General features: G+C 72.2%; 20 protein-coding genes and 1 pseudogene. 7 read left to right on the top strand and 14 right to left on the bottom strand.

Translation table 11 applies throughout. The features are described from left to right. Nucleotides 1-128: 128 nt before the first annotated feature. Both ACWEKM_RS15325 and ACWEKM_RS15320 read left to right on the top strand, forming a co-directional pair. Nucleotides 129-752, top strand: coding sequence for an SRPBCC family protein (locus tag ACWEKM_RS15325; protein WP_451621668.1), 624 nt, complete (start codon nucleotides 129-131; stop codon nucleotides 750-752). 214 nt (nucleotides 753-966) lie between these two features. Beyond that, the gene (locus ACWEKM_RS15320) at nucleotides 967-2,244 is read left to right on the top strand and encodes an APC family permease (RefSeq protein WP_451621649.1); all 1,278 of its coding nucleotides are present in this window, start codon (nucleotides 967-969) and stop codon (nucleotides 2,242-2,244) included. A 17-nt stretch (nucleotides 2,245-2,261) separates the two neighbouring features. Here ACWEKM_RS15320 and ACWEKM_RS15315 read toward each other — a convergent pair whose 3' ends face one another. The 6 genes from ACWEKM_RS15315 to ACWEKM_RS15290 all read right to left on the bottom strand — a co-directional run bounded on the left by ACWEKM_RS15315 (nucleotide 2,262) and on the right by ACWEKM_RS15290 (nucleotide 7,920). Then, complete coding sequence (locus ACWEKM_RS15315) at nucleotides 2,262-2,567, bottom strand: PadR family transcriptional regulator (RefSeq protein WP_451621648.1); 306 nt, start codon at nucleotides 2,565-2,567, stop codon at nucleotides 2,262-2,264. Nucleotides 2,568-2,835: 268 nt separating this feature from the next. Next, nucleotides 2,836-3,804, bottom strand: a complete 969-nt coding sequence (locus ACWEKM_RS15310; protein WP_451621647.1) for a PfkB family carbohydrate kinase — start codon at nucleotides 3,802-3,804, stop codon at nucleotides 2,836-2,838. Then, entirely contained in the window at nucleotides 3,801-5,279 is a 1,479-nt protein-coding gene (locus ACWEKM_RS15305; RefSeq protein WP_451621646.1) for a purine-cytosine permease family protein, read from the bottom strand. The genes ACWEKM_RS15310 and ACWEKM_RS15305 overlap by 4 nt, the downstream gene beginning before the upstream one ends. Before the next feature lie 194 nt (nucleotides 5,280-5,473). Further along, on the bottom strand, nucleotides 5,474-6,466 hold the full coding sequence (locus ACWEKM_RS15300) for an ADP-ribosylglycohydrolase family protein (RefSeq protein ID WP_451621645.1): 993 nt from the start codon (nucleotides 6,464-6,466) through the stop codon (nucleotides 5,474-5,476). Further along, on the bottom strand, nucleotides 6,463-7,182 hold the full coding sequence (locus ACWEKM_RS15295; RefSeq protein WP_451621644.1) for a GntR family transcriptional regulator: 720 nt from the start codon (nucleotides 7,180-7,182) through the stop codon (nucleotides 6,463-6,465). The genes ACWEKM_RS15300 and ACWEKM_RS15295 overlap by 4 nt, the downstream gene beginning before the upstream one ends. Before the next feature lie 414 nt (nucleotides 7,183-7,596). Then, the gene (locus ACWEKM_RS15290) at nucleotides 7,597-7,920 is read right to left on the bottom strand and encodes a hypothetical protein (protein ID WP_451621643.1); all 324 of its coding nucleotides are present in this window, start codon (nucleotides 7,918-7,920) and stop codon (nucleotides 7,597-7,599) included. Between the two features lie 218 nt (nucleotides 7,921-8,138). Between ACWEKM_RS15290 and ACWEKM_RS15285 the strand changes: the two genes are divergently transcribed. Beyond that, complete coding sequence (locus ACWEKM_RS15285) at nucleotides 8,139-8,951, top strand: SAM-dependent methyltransferase (protein ID WP_451621642.1); 813 nt, start codon at nucleotides 8,139-8,141, stop codon at nucleotides 8,949-8,951. A 101-nt stretch (nucleotides 8,952-9,052) separates the two neighbouring features. Here ACWEKM_RS15285 and ACWEKM_RS15280 read toward each other — a convergent pair whose 3' ends face one another. From ACWEKM_RS15280 to ACWEKM_RS15270, 3 genes are all read right to left on the bottom strand, one after another. After that, nucleotides 9,053-10,189, bottom strand: coding sequence for a cytochrome P450 (locus ACWEKM_RS15280; protein ID WP_451621641.1), 1,137 nt, complete (start codon nucleotides 10,187-10,189; stop codon nucleotides 9,053-9,055). Nucleotides 10,190-10,562: 373 nt separating this feature from the next. Further along, complete coding sequence (locus ACWEKM_RS15275; RefSeq protein ID WP_451621640.1) at nucleotides 10,563-11,330, bottom strand: hypothetical protein; 768 nt, start codon at nucleotides 11,328-11,330, stop codon at nucleotides 10,563-10,565. Between the two features lie 521 nt (nucleotides 11,331-11,851). Beyond that, entirely contained in the window at nucleotides 11,852-12,352 is a 501-nt protein-coding gene (locus ACWEKM_RS15270; protein WP_451621639.1) for a hypothetical protein, read from the bottom strand. A 191-nt stretch (nucleotides 12,353-12,543) separates the two neighbouring features. On the opposite strand from ACWEKM_RS15270, the gene ACWEKM_RS15265 reads away from it, so the two are divergent. Genes ACWEKM_RS15265 through ACWEKM_RS15255 form a run of 3 tightly spaced genes read left to right on the top strand, consistent with a single transcriptional unit; the run spans nucleotide 12,544 to nucleotide 13,990 of the window. Further along, entirely contained in the window at nucleotides 12,544-12,951 is a 408-nt protein-coding gene (locus ACWEKM_RS15265; RefSeq protein ID WP_451621638.1) for a hypothetical protein, read from the top strand. Nucleotides 12,952-12,970: 19 nt separating this feature from the next. Then, nucleotides 12,971-13,189, top strand: a complete 219-nt coding sequence (locus tag ACWEKM_RS15260; RefSeq protein WP_451621637.1) for a hypothetical protein — start codon at nucleotides 12,971-12,973, stop codon at nucleotides 13,187-13,189. Between the two features lie 57 nt (nucleotides 13,190-13,246). Then, the gene (locus ACWEKM_RS15255; protein ID WP_451621636.1) at nucleotides 13,247-13,990 is read left to right on the top strand and encodes a DUF1275 family protein; all 744 of its coding nucleotides are present in this window, start codon (nucleotides 13,247-13,249) and stop codon (nucleotides 13,988-13,990) included. On the opposite strand, the gene ACWEKM_RS15250 is transcribed toward ACWEKM_RS15255, so the two are convergent. Both ACWEKM_RS15250 and ACWEKM_RS15245 read right to left on the bottom strand, forming a co-directional pair. Beyond that, nucleotides 13,981-14,136, bottom strand: a complete 156-nt coding sequence (locus tag ACWEKM_RS15250) for a DUF6131 family protein (protein WP_451621635.1) — start codon at nucleotides 14,134-14,136, stop codon at nucleotides 13,981-13,983. The genes ACWEKM_RS15255 and ACWEKM_RS15250 overlap by 10 nt on opposite strands. 185 nt (nucleotides 14,137-14,321) lie before the next feature. Beyond that, complete coding sequence (locus ACWEKM_RS15245) at nucleotides 14,322-15,245, bottom strand: DMT family transporter (RefSeq protein ID WP_451621634.1); 924 nt, start codon at nucleotides 15,243-15,245, stop codon at nucleotides 14,322-14,324. Nucleotides 15,246-15,567: 322 nt separating this feature from the next. Between ACWEKM_RS15245 and ACWEKM_RS15240 the strand changes: the two genes are divergently transcribed. Then, nucleotides 15,568-16,698 (top strand): MGDG synthase family glycosyltransferase, encoded by a 1,131-nt coding sequence (locus ACWEKM_RS15240; RefSeq protein ID WP_451621633.1) that lies wholly within the window; start codon nucleotides 15,568-15,570, stop codon nucleotides 16,696-16,698. 82 nt (nucleotides 16,699-16,780) lie between these two features. Here the strand turns inward: ACWEKM_RS15240 and ACWEKM_RS15235 are convergent, their stop codons facing one another. From ACWEKM_RS15235 to ACWEKM_RS15225, 3 genes and pseudogenes are all read right to left on the bottom strand, one after another. Continuing rightward, on the bottom strand, nucleotides 16,781-17,596 hold the full coding sequence (locus ACWEKM_RS15235) for a polysaccharide deacetylase family protein (RefSeq protein WP_451621632.1): 816 nt from the start codon (nucleotides 17,594-17,596) through the stop codon (nucleotides 16,781-16,783). A gap of 73 nt (nucleotides 17,597-17,669) precedes the next feature. Beyond that, entirely contained in the window at nucleotides 17,670-18,476 is an 807-nt protein-coding gene (locus tag ACWEKM_RS15230; protein WP_451621631.1) for an SDR family NAD(P)-dependent oxidoreductase, read from the bottom strand. Nucleotides 18,477-18,804: 328 nt separating this feature from the next. Next, a pseudogene (locus ACWEKM_RS15225) lies at nucleotides 18,805-19,426 on the bottom strand (histidine phosphatase family protein). Between the last annotated feature and the right edge of the window lie 40 nt (nucleotides 19,427-19,466).

Genomic DNA, 19,466 nt, shown 5'->3' with positions numbered 1-19,466 from the left:
ACGAAGCAGTTCCACCCGAACCTGAGAGGAACACCATGTCCAGCGCTCGCCCGTCCACGTCGTCCGAGCGACACTCCAACCCGCGGTCCCCGAGCGCCGGTTCACCGAATGCCCGCCCCCGGACCGGCATGCGCGCCGCCGCGCTCACGGTCGCTCTCGCCGCGGTCGTCGTCCTCGGCGCCACCGCACCAACCGCCCAGGCCACGCCCACCCAGACCGGAGCCGCCCACGACGGCTCCGCCGCCGAATGCCGAGGGCGGGGTGTCGACCCCGACGCCCTCATCCGCTATGAGTCCGACACCGTGATCCACGCGCCGCTGCGCACCGTCTGGAAGCTGCAGACGGATGTGGCGCGCTGGCCGTCCTGGCAGGCTCCCGTCCTCACCATGGAACGCCTCGACCCCGGCCCCCTGCGGCAGGGTTCCCAGTTCCGCTGGACGACGCCGGCGCCCGCCACTGCGACGACCCCGGCCACCACACTCCACATCACCTCCACCGTCCGCCAGATCCGGCCGAACTCCTGCATCCGGTGGACCGGTCCCGCGGTCGGTGAGGGGCTGCGCATCGACGAGGGCGTTCACGTGTGGACCTTCACCGAGGTCAAGGGCGGCGTCCGCGTGCACACCGCGGAGACCTGGACCGGCGACCAGGTCGAAACGGACGTACCCACCGCGACCGAGGCCCTCGGCAGGGGCCTCGAACAGTGGCTGAGCGACCTGAAAACCACCGCCGAGGCATCCCCCCACCACTGAGAAACCGCCCACCGCCCCCCTGTGCCGCGGAGGAGGTTCGCTTTCGGGTTCGGTTGGGTCATGTCGGGCAGTGTTCCATCCGGCTCTGACATCGATCTTGCTCCGGGCGGCGTGCCTGGACGAGAAGACCGGGGCCCTGGGGGCGACCCGTCCGGCTCATATATCGTCATCCGATATCGGGATCCGTAAGTTCACCGCGGTGAGGGAGTGGGCCATGGGCAGGGCTTCGACGACGGCCGTGGTGCCGGACCAGTTGGAGCGGCGGCTGGGCGTGCCGGACGCGGTGATGATCGGCCTGGGGTCGATGATCGGCGCCGGCGTCTTCGCCGCGCTCGCCCCGGCCGCGCACGCGGCGGGCTCGGGCCTGCTGCTGGGGCTGGCCGCGGCGGCCGTGGTGGCGTACTGCAACGCGACCTCCTCTGTGCGGCTGGCCGCACGGTATCCGGCCTCGGGCGGCACCTATGTCTACGGGCGCGAGCGGCTGGGCGAGTTCTGGGGATATCTGGCCGGGTGGGCCTTCGTCGTCGGCAAGACCGCCTCGTGCGCGGCGATGGCGCTCACCGTGGGCGCGTATGTGTGGCCCGGGCAGGCGCACGTCATCGCGGTGGCCGCCGTGCTGGCGCTGACCGCGGTGAACTACGCGGGGGTGCAGAAGTCGGCGTGGCTGACCCGAGTCATCGTCACGACCGTACTGACGGTGCTCGCCGCGGTCGTGGTCGCCTCGCTGACCTCGGACGCCGCGGACACGGCCCGACTGAGCCCGGGCGCGGACGGGTCCTTCGGCGGGGTGCTTCAGGCGGGCGGCCTGCTGTTCTTCGCCTTCGCCGGCTACGCGCGGATCGCCACACTGGGCGAGGAGGTACGGGATCCGGCACGGACCATCCCGCGCGCCATCCCGCTCGCGCTGGGCATCACCCTCGTCGTCTACGCCCTCGTGGCCGTCTCCGCCCTGACGGTCCTCGGCCCGGGCGGCCTGGCCGGGGCCGCCGCGCCGCTGTCGGAGGCGGTGCGGGCCGCCGGCGCCGACTGGCTGGCGCCCGTGGTCCGGGTCGGCGCGGCGGTGGCGGCGCTCGGTTCGCTGCTCGCGCTCATCCTCGGCGTCTCGCGCACCACGCTGGCCATGGCCCGTGACCGGCATCTGCCGCACGTCCTGTCCGCCGTACATCCCCGCTTCAAGGTGCCGCACCGGGCCGAGTCGGTGGTCGGCGCCGTCGTGGCCGTCCTCGCGGCGGTGGCGGACGTGCGGGGGGCGATCGGGTTCTCCTCCTTCGGCGTGCTGGTCTACTACGCCATCGCCAATGCCTCCGCCTGGACCCTCACCCCGCAGGAGGGTCGCCCGGCCCGGATCATCCCCGTCGTCGGTCTGGCCGGATGCCTCATCCTCGCCTTCGCCCTGCCCCTCGACTCGATGATCTCGGGGGCCGCGGTCCTGGCCGTCGGGGCCGCGGCCTACGGCATCCGCCGGATGCTCACCGACCGATCCGCTGCCTGAGTTCTGCCCGCGGCCCCCTACGAGTTGTCGTCGCCGAGGACTTCGCGGGCCAGCTCCCGCAGCGCCTGCCGGTCCGCGTCCAGCGCCCGTTTCCCGGCCTCCGTCGCCCGGTAGACGCGTCTCGCGCGGCCGTCGACCACACGCTGCTCGGAGGTGAGCAGCCCGTCCGCCTCCAGTCGGTGCAGCGTCGGATACAGCGTGCCCGGGCTGATCTCGTAACCGTGCCGGGCCAGTTCCTCGGTCATCCACGCGCCGTGGATCTCCTCATCGGCCGCGTGGTGCAAGATATGCAACCGCACCGCGCCCCGCTGGAACTCCCGCACCTGTTCCCACCTCCACGCCGCCCCGACCGGCAGTGACGAAACCGATATCGGTTCCCGATCCTAAGCCCGCCGCTTCGGGCCGCCACCCGACCCCGTCGCCCAAGGCCTGGCCCGGTTCGATCTCGTCGGAGCCGGAGTCGGGGCCGCGGCCGGGGCCGGGTTGGTTCTCGGAGGCGATGCGGCGGTGGGAGAGGGGCGGAGAGAAGGAGCCCGAAGGCCGTGATCGCCATGATTCCGACAGGGGATCATGCGCGGACGGCCTCGGGTATCAGTGGCTCTCGGCTCCGAACAGCCGCTCCGCGAGGGGGTCCTTGCCCAGGAACTCCGCCAGCGCCGCCCGGTCCGGCGCGGTGGCGGGGCCGCGACGGCCCACCGCGTAGGCAGCCGCCGCGTTGGCGCCGCGGGCGGCCGTCAGTGGGTCCTGGCCCTGGCCGAGCAGGGCCAGGAACGAACCGACATGGGCATCTCCCGCGCCGTTGCTGTCCACGGCGTCGACCGGGAACCCCGGCACATGTATCGGCTCCTGGCCGGGCACCGCCAGCCAGCAGCCGTCCTTGTCGGCCCGTACGAGCACTCCCGCGCCCGGGGCCAGCCGTTCCCGCAGCGCCGCCGCCGCGGCCCGCGGATCCTCGTGTCCGGACAGCAGGCGGGCCTCACGGGCGTTGGCGCTGAGCCAGTCCGTGCGGGCGAGGACCGGCACGAGAACGGCCTCGGGGATGTCGGCCACCAGGGGCGCCGGGTCGAAGCAGACGGTGAGGTCCGCCGGGAGCCCGGCCGTGAAACCGGACAGCAGCGGGCCGTTGTCCGGGATCGCCAGCCCGTAGCCGGAGAGCTGCACGAGATCGCCGGGGCGCAGCCGGGCGGCGACCGTGTCGAGGTCGGACCGCATCAGCGTGGCCTCGACCCCGAAGCTGGTGACGAAGGTACGTTCGCCACCGCCGTCGATCAGCGCGACGGTGAAGCCGGTGTCGCCGTCGGTACGGACCGGCAGCAGCGTTTCGATGCGTTCGGCGGCGAGCGCCTTGCGTACGAGGTCGCCGTGCGGCCCTGTGCCGTGCGGCCCGGCGAAGACCGCTTCGGTGCCGAGGCGCCGGGCCGCGACCAGGGTGTTGAAACCGCCGCCTGCGGTCGTTTCGGTACGGGTGCCGATGACGTCCCCGCCGCGTTCGGGCAGCGCGGGGATCTCGATCACCAGATCGGCGATCACGTTCCCGGCGAGGACGAGGCGGCGGTTCATCGTCCGGCCTCCTGGAGAGCGGGGGAAGCGGATTCCTGCGCGCTGCCCGTGGCGGCGCCGGACGGGCGGCCGAACAGCGCGTACACCACGGCGCCGACGGCCATGGAGATCGCCCAGCCGAGGCCGTTCACGCCGAGCCAGGTGGCGGAGAGCGGTCCTGCGAACCAGACGTCGGTCTCGCTCGTCGATGCCTTGGTGAAGAGCAGTCCGGCCACGATGGCGGCGGCCCAGCCGAGGACGGCGGGCAGCCGGAAGCCGCCCGAGTACCAGTACCGGCTGGTGCGGGTGGTGTCCATCAGCGCCTCGGAGTCGTAGGTACGCCCGCGCAGCGAGTCCACCACGATCACTCCGATCCAGGCCGAGATGGGGACGGCCAACAGGGTCAGGAAGGTCGAGAAGGGCCCGTAGAAGTCGTCGGCGATCAGCATGAGGTAGATACCGCCGGCGAACATCAGCACCACGTCGAGTGCGACGGCGGCGGCGCGTGGCACCCGCAGCCCCAGGGTGATCATCGTCAGCCCGGCGGAGTAGGTGGAGAGGTGGTTAGACATCAGCAGCCCGCCGAACGCCGCGACGAGATAGGGGATCGCCATCCAGGAGGGCAGCAGCGCGTTGATGGCGGCGACCGGATCGGAGGAGGTGGCGAGCGTCGGGTCGCCGGCCGAGAGCAGCGAGCCGAGCGAGATCAGCAGCACGAGAGGGATGCCCGCGCCGAACGCGGAGGCCGCGATCAGCCGGCGGCCCGGGATCTCACGGGGCAGATAGCGGGCGTAGTCCGCGCCGGCGTTGGCCCAGCCGATACCGGTGCCCGCGGCGATGAAGCCGACACCCGCGATCACGCCGCTGGTCGGCCCCGCCGGAATGTCGAGGACCTTGGCCCAGTCGACGGTGGCGACGAGAAAACCCATCACGACCAGATTGAGGACGCCGAAGACGATCGTGGCCCACTTGTTGATCCACATGATGGTGGCATGGCCGAGTCCGCTGATCAGCAGCGTGCAGCTGATGAACACCAGCAGGCAGACGAGGGTGAGCACGGTGTTCTGGCCGACCCCGAACGCGGTGTCGAGCAGCGCCAGAAGCGCGTAGGCGGCGGTGGTGGTGGTGATCGTCTCCCAGCCGACCCGGCTCAGCCAGCTGATCAGGGTCGGACCTGCGTTGCCGCGCTGTCCGAAGACGGCGCGGGAGAGGGTGAGCGCGGGCGCGCCGCCCTTCTTGCCCGCCAGGCTCAGGGCTCCCACCAGCGCGAACGAGCCGAAGGCGCCGATGATGGCGACGAGTGCCGCCTGCCAGATGTTCAGCCCACGGAAGGCGACGAGGGTCGCACCGAGCGGGAGCCCGAGGATGCTGATGTTGGCGGCGAACCAGGTCCAGAACATCTGGCCGGCCTGGCCGTGCCGCTCGTTGTCGGGGACCGGTTCGATCCCTCGGGTCTCGACGGCACCGACGCGATCGTTCGTCTTCGAAACGGCCATGACGGAACCTCCTTGCTGGGTACGGAAGGGTGGTTGATGAGAGGGGGGAAGGTGGGGGTGCGCGGGGCGGGGGGAAGGTGGAGGGGTGCAGAGTGGGGGGAAGGTGGAGGGGTGCAGAGTGGGGGGAAGGTGGAGGGGTGCAGGGTGGGGCGGCAGGGATGCGGGTCCCGTCCGGCTCCGGGTGTTCGGGCGGCTCAGCGAAGGGTGAGCAGCCGGGCGGTCAGCGGTTCCAGGTCGAGGGAGTTGACGGTACGGAGCGTCTCGACGGCCTCGGCGGGCAGCCCCGAGAGCCCGGCGACCGACCCGGCGACGGCACCGGCGATCGCACCGATGGTGTCACTGTCGCCGCCGAGGTTGGCGGCGAGCAGGGCAGCGCGCCACGGGTCGCCGTCGGCCACGGCGAGTACCGCGAACGCGGCGGGCACCGACTCCTGGCTTGCGACGCTGGTGCCGACGAGCGCGACGATCCGGTCCAGGGCCTCGGCCTCCGGGAGATCCCGCACCAGACTCCACGCCCACTCGATACGGGACGCGATGTCGGCGCCGGCGATCCAGTGGCCACGCCGCGCGCCGGCCCGGGCCGCGGTCACCGCGGCGGTCACGGCGTCGCCCAGTGAACCGCCGTCGACACCCGTGCTGACGGCGGCGGCGACGGCGGCCGCGCCCGCGATACCGATGCCGGTGTCGTGCGTGACCTGGCAGGACTCCACGACATGGTCCAGGAAGGTGTCCAGCGGTTCGACGGGGAAGGCGATCCCCACCGGGGTGACCCGCATGGCGGCGCCGTTCGTCGTACCGTGCCTGCCCGCCTCCTGGGTCGGGACACCGCGGGCCACCGCGTCCAGAGCGGCCTTGGTGGACGGGCCGAGGAGATCGAAGGAACCCTTGGCCTTCATCTCCTTCTCCCAGTCGAGCAGTTCATGGGCGAGCCGCAGGGGGTCGATCCGGCCGCGACCCTCGTCGATCAGCCGCCCGACGATGACGGCCTGGTCGGTGTCGTCGGTGACGGAGCCGGCCGGCATGCCCGCGCTGACCGGGTTGTCGGGGCGGGCGGGTTCGAAACCGGTGAGGGTGCCGTAGACGCGGACGACGTCGTTACGGGACATCACCTGCGTGGGCATGCCCAGGGCGTCGCCGAGGGCGAGTCCGTAGTAGGCGCCGAGGGCGTGGTCGAGTCGGTCGGTCACAGTCGGCCTCCTCGGCCAGAGCGTACGTGCAATTCGAATCTGGCCGGGTCGAGCAGGCTGGTGACCTGCTCGACGACCGTGCCGTCGGCGGCCCGGTACACCTGGGCGAGCCGCAGGAAGGACACACCGGGCGAGCGGTGCAGTACGGCCGCCTCCGCCGCGTCGAGCCCGCGAACCGACACCACACCTTCACCGGAGTCGGTGACACGGCCCGCGGCGATCAGCGCCCGGCTGAGCGAGCCGCCCTCAAGACCGCGTTCGGGCAGTCCGGCCAGTTTCCCGACGACCGGGACCCTGCTGTGTTCGAGCGACACGCCCTGCCCGTCGGAGAGCCGTCTGACCCGGTCCAGGGCGATGAACGTACTCGACGCGAGGCCCAGCCCGGCAGCCAGCTCGGGGTCGGTCACCTCCTCGAAGCGGAGGATCTCGGTCGTCAGTTCGGTGCCCTGCTCGGCCAGGGCCCGGGTCCAGCCGAGCCGGTTGTCGAGCGGCGTGCCCTCGAAGGTGACGAAGGAGCCGATCCCGGCGTGGGTGGCGATGAGCCCTTCCTCACCGAGGACCTGAAGCGCCTGCCGCAGGGTGGTGCGGCTGACGCCGAACCGCTGGGTGAGCGCGTGCTCCCCCGGGAGTCTGCTGCCGTCGGTGTGGACCCCGGCGCGGATCTCGTCGGCGAGGACGCGGGCGATGCGGTGATGCTTGTGTACCTGTCCAGGCATGTCTAGACAGTAAATGAACAAGCCCGCTCCAGTCCATAGCCGAGAACCGAACGACGGCGGCGACTCCAGACGGCCGTGATCGCGACCCGTCCCGCCCGGTCTCCCGCCCGCCCGGTCTCCCGGCGCTTCGGCCCCGGCCGTTCGCGCGGCGGTGTCCGGGCGGGAGGAACCAGGAGCGTGATCAGGTTCATGGCCTGCCCGAACGAGACGCCGAGCGAAGAGGACCAGCCTGCGACCGCGCTCGGCGCACACCCTGGTCGAGCACGGGTACCTCGCCACGGGTTACCTCGCCACGAGGACGCGCGCCAGGGCGACCTTCCCCCTCCCCCATGGCACGCCGACCGATCCCCGGGCGGACACGGCCCCGGCGCCCCGCGACCTGTCGTTCGCCGCACCTGCCGCACCCGTCTGCCGCTACATGGACTCGGGGCGCCGGTAAGGCTCCCACCAACTCGTCAGCCCCCACACCCCCAAGGCCAGCGCGCCGACCGCGACGACGGCTGCCAGCCAGGGGCGCCGGAACCAGCGCAGCGTCAGGAGCCACGCAGCCAGGGGCACGACGGCGCCGCCCGCCGCGATGAGGGGAAGGTCGATGTAGAGGACTCTCAAGTCACGTCGAGCGTCCTCGAATCCGCCGTCGATGTTGACCCGGGCCATCGGCGCCCAAGACAGCACCGCGAGAGCCGCCCCGAGGGCCGCCACCAGGATGCCGACGCATCCCTTGCCTTGTTCCTTCACAGCCGTCGTTCCTTCATAGCCGTCGTTCCTTCATAGCCGTCGTTCCTTCATAGCCGTCTGGGACGCATCGGGCCGGGATCGAGTTCCCCCGGAAAGACACGAGTCGGCGCCGTTGTTCGACAATCAAGCGAACTGATTGGTGGGAGAGAAGTGTTCGGACATAGGTTGGGCCGTGCCCGTGAGTGCTCGACGCCTCGGCTGAAAGGCGGACACGACTCATGACCGCCCCCGCGACGACGCCCGAACCAGCGACGCGCGCCACGATCGACACGTCCGTGCCGCACTCCGCCCGCATCTGGAACTACTGGCTCGGCGGCAAGGACAACTACCCCGTTGTCAAGCAGGCCGGCGACGCCTACACCGCCGTCTTCCCCGGCATCGTCACCATCGCCCGCAGCAGCCGTGCCTTCCTGGGGCGCAACATCGAGTTCCTGGTCTCCGAGGCGGGAATCCGGCAGTTCCTGGACATCGGCACCGGTCTGCCGACCGCCCAGAACACCCATGAGGCCGCCCAGCGCATCGCCCCCGAGGCACGGATCGTCTACGTCGACAACGACCCGATGGTCCTGGCCCACGCCCGCGCCCTGCCCTCCTCCCCCGAGGGCGCGACCGCCTACATCGACGCCGATGTGACGGACCCGGAGCGCATCCTCCACGACGCCGCCGAGACGCTGGACTTCGGCCGCCCCACCGCGCTCGTCCTCAGCAACATCCTGGGTCACGTCGCCGACCACGATCAGGCCCGCTCCCTCGTCACCCGGCTCATGGACGCCCTGCCTTCGGGGAGTTACCTCTCCATCAACGACCGGTCACGCGGCATCGACCCGGTCTTCGAGCAGGCCCAGGACGCGTACAACGACAGCGGTGCCGTCCCGTACAACCTGCGCACCGTCGAGGAGATCACCGCGTTCTTCGACGGCCTGGAACTCATCGAGCCCGGAGTCGTCTCGGTCACGCGGTGGCGTCCGGAGCCGGGTGCGCCCACCCCGGCGATCATCGCCGAGCACGGCGGACTCGCCCGGAAGCCATAGCCGGCGAACAGGGCGGTCAGGCGGATTCCGGTCCGGGCACCCTGGGCCGCGCCACGACGGCGTCTCCGCGAGCCTCAGGGCCGTCAGGGCCGTCCGAGCCGTCAGCGGCCCCAACGTCCCCACAGGGCGGGCGGTTTGCGGAAGATCAGGCCGCGGACGGCGGCCGGGCGGTCGGGATCGGGACGCAGGCCATCGAGGCGGTCGAGGCAGGAGCGGAGTGCGATGCGGGTCTCCAGCCGGGCCAGGTGGGCGCCCAGGCAGTAGTGCGGCCCGTGGGCGAAGGCGAGTTGCTGCCGGGAGTTGGGGCGGCGAAGATCGAAGCGGTCGGGGTCGGGGAACACGTCCGGGTCACGGTTGGCGGCCGCGAGCGACACGGTGACCAGGTCGCCCTGGCGAATCTCCGCGTCGGCCAGCCGCACGTCCCGGGTGGCGTACCGGTCGACCACGGCGGCGGCGGGTTCGAGCCGCAGGGACTCCTCGACCGCGTTGTCCAGCAGCTCCGGTTCCGCCCGCAGCTCCGCCAACTGCTCTGGTGCGTGCAGGAGGTGGAACAGGAGGTTGATGATCATCGCCTCGGTGGTCTCGATCCCGCCGAACAGGAGGACGGCCGCGTTGGCGGCCAGGTCCGGCAGTTCCAGGTCCCGCGCGGCGGTGACCAACAGGGAGGCGGGCGCCCCGACGTCCACGGTACCGGCGACGGCTTCCCGCAGCGCGGCATAGGCGGCGGGGCCCTCGGCACCGGCGGAACGCCCCTCGGTCAGCTCGTGCACGGAGTGCACGATGGCCTCGTACCAGCGCAGTACCTGCGCGACGGGGACACCGTCAAGACCGAGCGCCCGCGCCATGGTCGTGGCGGCGAGCGGTCCGGCGAACTCCCGCCGCAGCTCGGCCTCCTGGCGCCCTTCGAACCCGTCCAGCAGCCGGTCCGTCTGCTGCTGCACGGTGTCCGTGAAGGAGCCGTGGACCGCGCGGGGACGGAAACGGTCGGTGAAGGGCTCACGGTGGCGGGCGTGTTCGGAGCCGTCGAGGGAGAGCATGCTGGGGCCAGTGATCTGCGCCGTCGTGAACCGGGGGTCGTCCACGGTGAACGTTTCGGCGTCCCGCATCACGGCGAGCGCCAGGGCCCGGGAGGTGACCATCCATCCGCCCAGCGCCGGAAGCCACGCCACCGGGGCGGTGCCCCTGAGCCGGGCCAGGTGCGGATGGGGGTCCTCGGCCAGCTGAGCGAGCGTGATCATGCGACCAGATTACGGCAGTGAGGCCGCTGCCCCCGAGGATCGGGCCGTCACGCATCGGCCGGGAATCGGCCTGCGGTGCCTCGCAGGTGAGCCACGTTTCGTACCGCGCAGCGCAGGGCGCGCGCCCGCCGCGCTGGTCAGTCGTACCCGGCGGGTGGTGCCGCCACGGCGAACCGCGCTCAGCGGGAAGGCGCCCTGGGCGCGGACGCCCTGCACGGTCAAGTCCGGCTCCAGGGAGCCCGGTTCGGTTGCATGACGAGGATCAGGTCCCGACCGCCCTCGTCGGTGGCGCGGGCATGATGCATGAGCAGACCAGCGGTGCAAGGACGCGGGGTCCGGGAGCGTTGCCGGAGCGGACCCGCGACGCTCCCGGTCAGGGCCGTGGCGGCGGGGCCGGGACCGCCTTCGGGGCGGCTGGGGCGTCGTCGTCCAGGTCGCCGCGGAGGGCCGCGATGGAGAAGGCCACCATGGAGGCGAGCGCAAGCGCCGCGATCGGCCCCCAGATCGCCGGGATCGCCCACATCGGCCAGTCGTTGGCCCCCTGCGCCCAGAGCGTCAGGATGGCGGCGACGCCCAGGCCGACACCGTGCCACCGCACCACGGTCGCCGCTCTGACGTGACGCCGGCTGCCCCGTGCGAAGAGTTGCCACACCCCTCCGACGAGGCTCGTCAGGCCGAAGGAGGCACAGGCGAGTGCGCCGCCGAACCGGTCCTCCGGCCACCCCACAGGCCCAAAGGACGTCTGCTGCCGCCGTCCGGCGGCGTCCGCCACCTCGACGACCTGCCCGTGCCAGATGACGCCGACGACCTTGTCGCCGGGCGCCAGCTCCGACAGCACCGGATCCGCTTCCCGGAACGTCACCTCCCACGGCTCGCCGGACGGCGGCGACAACTCGGCCCGCGGCGACCTTCCCTTCTTGCCGCGATTCAACTCGGCCTTGTGAACGGTGAATTGCTGCTCCCACCGACATCCCGACGCCTTCACCGGTACGGAGGCGCACACCGACGCGGCACGGTATTCCCGCTCCCGCTCCAGCGCTCCGGGAATCCCGGAGGCACTCGCCACCCCGAAGCCGAGCGCCACGAAAGCGATCAACAGCCATACGGTGGCCCGCAGTCCGTCGTGCTCCGTCGACCTCACGGTGCCTCCCCGCCCTTCCCCAGCATCCTCGTGGACAAGCATCGTCGTAGACGCATTTGAACACGGCGGCCGATCACCGCCCAGGGCCACCACCGGCAGCGCACGGCCGAGGCGGACTGCCGGGACACGGCAATGAGCGCGGGCCTCGGACCGACGCCCGCCGGGAGCGCCACCGGACCGCCGGGACCCGTCCCGCGCGCCCGGTCCTACGGTGAGGCCGCGCCCCGGCCGGTCGGAGTCGGGGGCGCGGACAGCCGATTCAGCGCGGGCGAGGGACGATGACCATCGACGAGGACGTGCACTTCCCCGAGTACCGGGCGCCCGCGGGCTGCCTGGGCGGACTGGCCGTGCCCGGTCTGGGGCTGGTCGGGATCACGGGCGGTCTGGCGCAGCGGCCGTTCGGGGCGCGCGGCACGGCATGGGCGGACATTCAGGCCATCGAGATCCACTCCGACCCGTCCGCCGTCGTGGATTCCGGCGTGATCGCGGAGTACGTCGAAGAACTGCTTCTCCAGGAGGAACTACTTCTTCGGGAAGAAGTCGAGTACGGCCTGCCCGTCGCGGAGATCCGCCACCCGGAAGCCCAGTCCGTTGAGGCTGCCCGTTCCTCCCTCGCCGACCGACGTGGACAGGAACATGCCGTCGCCCGATGCCTGGACGACCACCGAGCGCGCCGTGATGCTCGTGACCTCCAGCGACCCCACGCCGAACCGGTCGTCGACCGGGACGCGCGTGGGCTGCTTCGTCACCAGAATCCGGCAGCGCCCGTCGAAGCAGGCACCCACGTCGGTGCCGTTGGCGGCTCCCCCGGCACCGGACGCCGGGGCGGAGGAGGACGCGGCAACGGGCGGGGAGACGGAGGGCGGGGCGGCGGACGCGGACGGCGGCTCGGCCTCCTCCACCGAGCCGCCGCGCCCCGGGCCGTCTCCCGCTGCTCCGTCCCCCGCCCGGCAGCCCGCGACGGCCAACGCCAGCCCCAGCCCCAGCGCCGCCACGACGCTCCGGTGCGCACCGATCCCCATCGCTCTGCCCCTTACCGCATGCCCGGCGCCCGTACCGCACGGGCCTGTCACGGTCTTTCCGTTCCACGGTCTTCCTACGGGCACACCGTGGGGACGGGTCCCGAACACAAGGGCGCATCATGGCGGGGCGTACTCGCGTCACCAGGGGACAGGCCCCGGGCAGCAGCTGATGCCGGCTGCCCCGCGGCCGGATGCTGCACAGCAGCAGCGAGCCGGTACCGCTCACCTCGGGGTACACACCCCTGTTCGTGAGGGGGTCCGGTTACCGCGAGCATCTGGTCGAGCCGTATGTGACCGGCCATGACGACCCGGGCCTGGTCTCCCGTCGCCGCGCCGACACCGTGGCGCCCGACCGGTGGCCGCTGAGCTACGGCCGCGCCGCCGAGCAGCTCAGGTGCCTCCGCCCCGGGGCGGGCTGGAGCGAACGCAAGGTCGAGTACCGCATCGAGGCGGTACGCCGTCGCCTGCCCGGCACCGGGTTTCCGTACCCGCTGATGCACGACACGTCCGCCGGCCGCCCCTCGGACAACAGCCTGCTGCACAACCTCCTCAAGGGCCTGGTGGATCCACGACGCCGGTCCCGCCGGACCTGGACCTGATGGAGGACGACTGACGCGCATGCGCCGCGAGAGCACATCGAGACAGGCCGACCGGCTGCGCCGTCACCGCAGAGGCCGGATGCGTCAAGGGCGTACCGCAGCGGCAGTTCACCGACTCGCCTCCTGCCTCACCGCCGAGCCTGAACTCGGCCGAGGCACCGTACGCAAGGCGGTGATCGCGGTCCTCGCGCTCATCACGGTGATCGCGGTCATCGCCGGTGTCGGGCAGGCGGTCTGACGCCCGCTCAAGCGAGGTGACCGTATTGTCGCAAATGTTGCGTTACGCTCCGGCGTTGTGAGTGAGGTCAGCGGAGCAGGAGCCGCACGGCATCCGGCGCGACCGCCAGCAGGACCGGAGGCGGCCCTGCGTCTCGCGGTGGTCCTGCTGGTCGCGGCCTCCGGGGCGGTGGAGACCATCTCCTTCACCGCGCTGGACCATGTCTTCGCCGGGGTCATGACGAGCAACCTCGCGCTGCTCGGAATGGCGATCGGCCAGGGACAGAACACGGGCGTGACCGCGGCGCTGCTGGCACTGGCGGGGTTCGGTCTGGGCGCCGCGGCGGCGGCATGGCTCACGCGACGGCGCACGGGCGCGGTCACACACTGGCCGGCGCCGGTGATGTTCTGCCTGGGCGGTGAGGCGGTCACACTTGCCGTGGGTGCGGGGATCTGGGCCGTGGTCGGCGGCACACCGGGAAACACGATGCGGGACGTCCTGCAATTCGGTGCCGCCGCGGCCATGGGGATCCAGGCGGCCGCGATGGTGGCGGCCGGGCGGACCGCGGCTCCCACCACCTATCTCACCGGCACGCTGGCCACGTACATCGTCAAGGGGGTGGGCGCGGCCCGTCCGGACCGGTGGGTACCGGCCCGGCTCTGCGCCCTGATCGTGGGAGCGGGCGCGTGCATGGCACTTCTGCGGGCGGCTCCGGCATGGGCCGCTGCCCTTCCCGCGGTCCTGGTTCTGTGCGCCATCCCGACGGCCTGTCAGCCACTGTTCAGGATGCGTCGCGACTCGGTCCGTGGTGCTCACCAGTAGTGTCGGCGGCCTCCGACCGCGTGTCCCACGGCGCCGAGGATCCACAGGATCAGCCCGATCACCACGAGGATGATTCCTATCGTCCACAGAAAGCTCAGGCTGGTGAGGAATCCCACGACCAGCAGAATGATCCCAAGAACAATCATGGCCACTCCCTCGGGCAGCGTCGTACGGGGCCTGCTGTCCCACCTGAGCCGACTTTCCCGTTCACCGGCGGCAAAACGGAACGGCATGAATCATCTCTTCTCCTGCGGCGTGGGCCGCATGAGGCGGCGCCGCGGCCAGGCGCCGCGGTCAGGTGTCGCGGTCAGGTGTCGCGGTCAGGTCGCGGTCAGGTGTCGCGCCGGACCACCGACGACTCGGACGCCACCTCGTCCCAGCTGCCGCCACCGCTCACCACGGGCGACCGGGTCAGGCCGACGATGCCCGCCGCCATGAGGACGACGCCCACCGACTCGGGCAGCAGGCGCCAGCCCAGCGCGATGCTCTCCCCGAACAGCAGTCCGCCGAGCGCGACGCTGATCAGGGCGTCCCCCAACGTCAGGGCCGGCTGGGAGACGGCCAGGGTGCCGGCCCGCAGCGTCCACTGGAGCAGCAGCACGCTCAGCAGACCGGTGGCGGCACCGGCGTAGGTGTGCCATGTGGTGAGGACCGCGACGGGCCCGTACGGGAAACGCCCGGTCACCTCCTTGATGAGCGCGGCCGTGACCGCGAAGCACGCGGCGGTCGCGGTGCCGAGCGTGGCGGCCTGCAGCGGGCCGCGTCGGCGCAGGGCCGCCGCCAGCAGCGCGGCGACACAGCACGCCAGCCCGCCTCCGACCACCAGCCAGCGCCAGTCGTCGGCCCGGTCCCCGCCCTGTGACGGGGACGCGCTGAGCAGGAAGAGCGCCAGCCCGCCGGCGAGCATCACGAAGGGCCGCCAGGTCCCGGCGCCGGGCCAGTGCCGGAACACCACCGCCCCGATGAGCAGGGTGAACAGCAGCTCGCTGGCCAGGAGGGGCTGCACGACCGACAGTTCTCCGGCATCGAGGGCGATGACCTGGAAGACCGCCGAAAGCAGCATGGCCGTCGCTCCGGCCCACCAGTACGGATGGCTCAGGAGCCGGGCGAGTCGGGCCGTCGCCGCCTTGGCGCCGCGACCGGGGACCTCGTACGGCTGCTCGTACGGCTGGACGGCGGCCCTGCGCTGCAGGACGGACGTCGCCGCGTTGAACAGCGCGGACAGCAGGGCCGTGACGACGGTGAGCACGTTCATGCGGATACCTGTCGTTCGCGGGAAGCCCCGACGAGCGGCCACCGCACAGCCGGTGGGCGGGCAGCGGCCGGCGGAACGAACACAGTGGTAACCGACGCGCGCATGGCTAAACCTTCCCGTTCAGGCCACGCACGACGGGTGGATACCCGTCGGCCCCGTTTGGCGGCCGGTCGTGCGGATACCTCTGGCCCACTGTGCGATACAAGGTGACCATGCCGCATATCTGTCCTCGCCCACGTCCGTGCCTCCCCGGTCCTTTCCCGCCCGTGCACGCCCCCGTGCCCGGTCGGGGCGGAACCGCCGAGCCGGTGCGGCGCCGGCTGTGAGCCGTCTGCTGGTGGTCAGCGCGAGCATGGGGGCGGGCCATGACGCGGTGGCGGTGGAGCTGGCCCGGCGTCTGCGCACGGCCGGACACGAGACGTTCCACAGGGACGTACTGGACCTGCTGCCCGCCCGCCTCGGAGCCGGGCTGCGCGGCTTCTACCGCTCGTCGATCCGGCATGTCCCCCTGGTGTACGCGGGCATCTACGCCGCCTTCTTCCGCTCCGCCGACGGACCGCGGCCGGGCAGCACTCCGCTCGCCGCGCTCGCCGAGGACCGGTTGCGCGCCGAGGTGGCGCACGGCCACGCCGACGCGGTCGTCGCGGTCTTCCATCTCGCCGCACAGCTGACCGGCCGGATGCGCGCCCGCGGGCGGCTCGGAGTCCCCAGCGCGGTGGTGATCACCGACTTCGCCGTCCATCGGCAGTGGCTGCACCGGGGGAACGACCTCCACCTCTGCCTCACGGAGGAGATCGCCCAGGACGTACGGCGGCGCCTGGGACGGCCCGCCACCGCGTGCGGTCCGCTGCTGCCGGACCACTTCCGCCCGCACCCGGTCGGCGAGTCGTCCTGGCGGCGCCGGCTCGCCGACGCCGACGGGCGCCGCGCGCCCGTGCTGCTGTCCGCGGGCGCATGGGGGGTCGGCAGCCGGCTCGACGCGACGGCCCGGCTGCTGTCCCATGCCGGTTATCTGCCCGTCGCCCTGTGCGGGCGGAACGAGCGGCTGCGCCGCGCCCTGGCGAAGGTGCCGGGGACGCTCGCCATGGGCTGGGTGGACGACATGCCGGGCCTGATCGCGGCCTGCTCCGCCGTGGTCGACAACGCCGCGGGGCAGACGGCACTCGAAGCGCTCGCCGTCGGTATCCCGGTCATCGGATACCGTCCGATCCCGGGCCATGGCGCCGAGGGCGTACGCCGGATGGCGGCGCTCGGCCTGACCGAGTACGCGGTCGACTCCTGGCAGTTGGTGCAGTCCTTGGGCCGCCTCGCCTCGGGCGGCTCGATGCCCGGCCGCCGCCTCTTGCGGGGGGATGTAGTCCGTCCGCTGGAGCGACTGGCCGCGCCGAGGAAACCTCGGAAACCGAGGAAACCGAGAAAAACGGACGGGTCCGACGACGGCACCCGACCGTAGGGGCCCGGCCCGCCACCGGACCCCTCGCGGCCCAGCCATGTACCGGATCACCGGATGCCTCGCGCCCCGGCCATGTACCGGATCACCGGATGCCGACGCCGGTGCCCGGCCGTCCGCCCGTGCCACCGGCCGCCCCGGCGTCGGCAGTACGTACCGGGCTCACCAGGCCGTGCTCGCCGAGCGGCCCGACCGTCAGGCCCGCGGCCCGGCACGCCCCCACCAGACCGGGCAGCGCCGCCAACGCCGCCGTCCAGCACCCCGGTGTCGCATGGCGGTCGCTGTCATGCAGCAGCACCGTGCCCCCGCCCCGCAGGTCGGCCAGTACGGTCGCGGCCACGGACCGTGCGGTGGCGTCGGCGGTCCAGTCGCGACCCCAGGCCGTCCACAGGACCGGACGCAGTCCGGTGCGGCGCGCGGCCAGCAGCCGGTCGCCGGTCAGGATGCCGTACGGCGGCCGGTACCAGAGGGGAACGGTGCCGGACACCTCCGCCACCGCCTGCGCGGCTCGTGCCAGCAGCCGGGTCTCCCGACGCGGAGCGGGCCACCAGGGGCGGTGGTGCGTCCAGCCGTGGACGGCGAGTTCATGACCGCGCCGGACGATGTCCTGGCTCAGCCGTCTGTGGTCCAGCAGCTGCTCCCCCACCACGAAGAACGTGGCACGGACCGCCAGTTCGTCGAGCGCGGCCAAGAAGGCGGGCGTGGAACGGGGATCGGGGCCGTCGTCGAAGGTGAGCGCCACATGGTCCGGGGCGCCCGTGCCCGCCAGGACCGGCAGCAGGGCGCGCCGCGGGCCGGGGAGCCAGGTTCCGGCCGGCCCTATGTGGGCGGCGGCGACGAGCGCCGGGACCACGGCGAAGGACTTGGCGAGCCACCGGCCCCAGTGGACCTCGTCCGGCATGTCCGTCTCCCTTCGCGTCCCCGTGCGGTCGTCCGGACCGTCCACCGCCGCCGCGCGATGGCTGTCGTGCCGTTCAGCCGAACCGCGCCGCCAGACGCCGGTATGTGGTGGGCAGCAGGGCGCGAACCGCGATCGGCACACGGAGCCAGCCGGGTACGAACACCTCGGGCCGGTCCCGGTGTACCGCGGCGACGACTGCGGCGGCCACCCGTTCGGGCGGCACCGGACGGGGGCGGGTACGCGCGTAGGGCACCCCTCTCCGGGCGAAGAAGGGGGTGTCCACCACGCCGGGAACGACGTGGGTCAGCCGCACGCCGGTGCCGTTCAACTCGTACCGCAGCGCGTCGACGAAGGCACCGAGTCCCGCTTTCGCCGCGGAGTACACCGCTTCCTCCCGTACGCCGACGCACCCCGCGACGGAGCCGATCAGCACGACCCGGCCCTGGCGCCGTGCCGTCATATGGGGCAGGACCTGCCGGACCAGGTGCATCACGGAGGCCAGGTCCACGGTGAGCACCCGGTCCACCTCGTCGGCGGGCATCGAGGCGAACGGCCCGGCCCAGCCCACTCCCGCCGCCGCGACGAGCAGATCGATGTCCCGCGCCTGCCCGAAGGCCCGGTGGACCAGTTGCCGGGCGCCGTCGGCGGCGGCCAGGTCGCAGGGAATCGCGACACCGGACGTCTCGCGCGCCACCGTGTCCAGCCGGTCCCGGTCACGTCCGGAGACCAGCAACTCCCAGCCTTCGGACGCCAGGGAGCGTGCGACAGCCGCTCCGATCCCGGAGGAGGCACCCGTCACCAGCGCCACGCCCGCCGTGGCTACGATGCCCGAGGCGCGGGTGGTCGGGCCCGTGGACGGATCCACCGAGGCGCGTCCCAAGCTGACCTCCTTCGAGTGGCGGGCCCGGCACGGCGCCGGAATCCACGGACCGCCCTGAGCGCGTCTTCTGAGCCCCGCCGTTCTTCGCGCACGCGTGCGTGTCTTCGACTGTGCGTCTTCGACGATGACGGCGACGACCGCGATGACGGCGACCATCGAGGGGTAGCCGCAGCTCGCTGTTTTCAAACCCGCTGCCGCACCGGCCGAGGCCCGCGCCCGCGGCCGGTTTCCGGACCGCCGCTCCACGGATCACGGCCGAGTACTCGGCGCTCGCCGAAGCCGAACGGAGCAATGCGGTGCCTCACCCGGTAGGACGCCGCCCATCACCTCACCACATGGCTGCGGGCGGAAACCCGGACCAGCACAGCTCGGCAGGAAGGTGCCGCATGTCGTTGTAGACCAGCAGGGCGGACGGTCGGTCCGGCGCATAGCGGATGACGGTCAGGGCGGCGTTGCCGTGATCGAGTCCGAGTCAGCGCCACTTCGGCGCATCCATGGCATGCCGCACCAGCCAGCCGATCAGGAAGTTGTGGGTGACGACCAGTTCATGGCGCTCCTGGTCGCCCGCCACCGGGCCGGTGAACTGCGCCAGGGCCCGGTCCGCCAGTTCCGGACCGCTCGTGGGCCTCGGCCGTGGCCCGGGCGAGGAAACGCAGGACGTGATCGGCGCCGTCGGACGGCAGTTCCGCCCGCTGCGGAAAGTACGGGACGTAGTCACCGGCAGCCTCCGAAACCCGAAGGGCGGCGCCGTCCAGGTGTTCGCCGATCAGGGCAGCGGTCTGCGCGGCCCGGGGCAGTGGACCATGGTGCACCACCGAGAGGGGACGCTTCGCCAACCGACGGCCGAGCAGCACTGCCTGCCGCCGCCCGTTGTCCGACAACCCGCTCTCATCGGGAAGCGCCTCGCCATGCCGGACCAGATAGAGGTAGCGGGTGGCCGTTGCCGTCATGCCCAGGACTCCTTCACGATCATGTACGTGTTCTTGGGCC

This window comes from Streptomyces sp. NPDC004752 (assembly GCF_053601275.1).
This window is presented reverse-complemented; position numbering and strand designations above follow the sequence as displayed.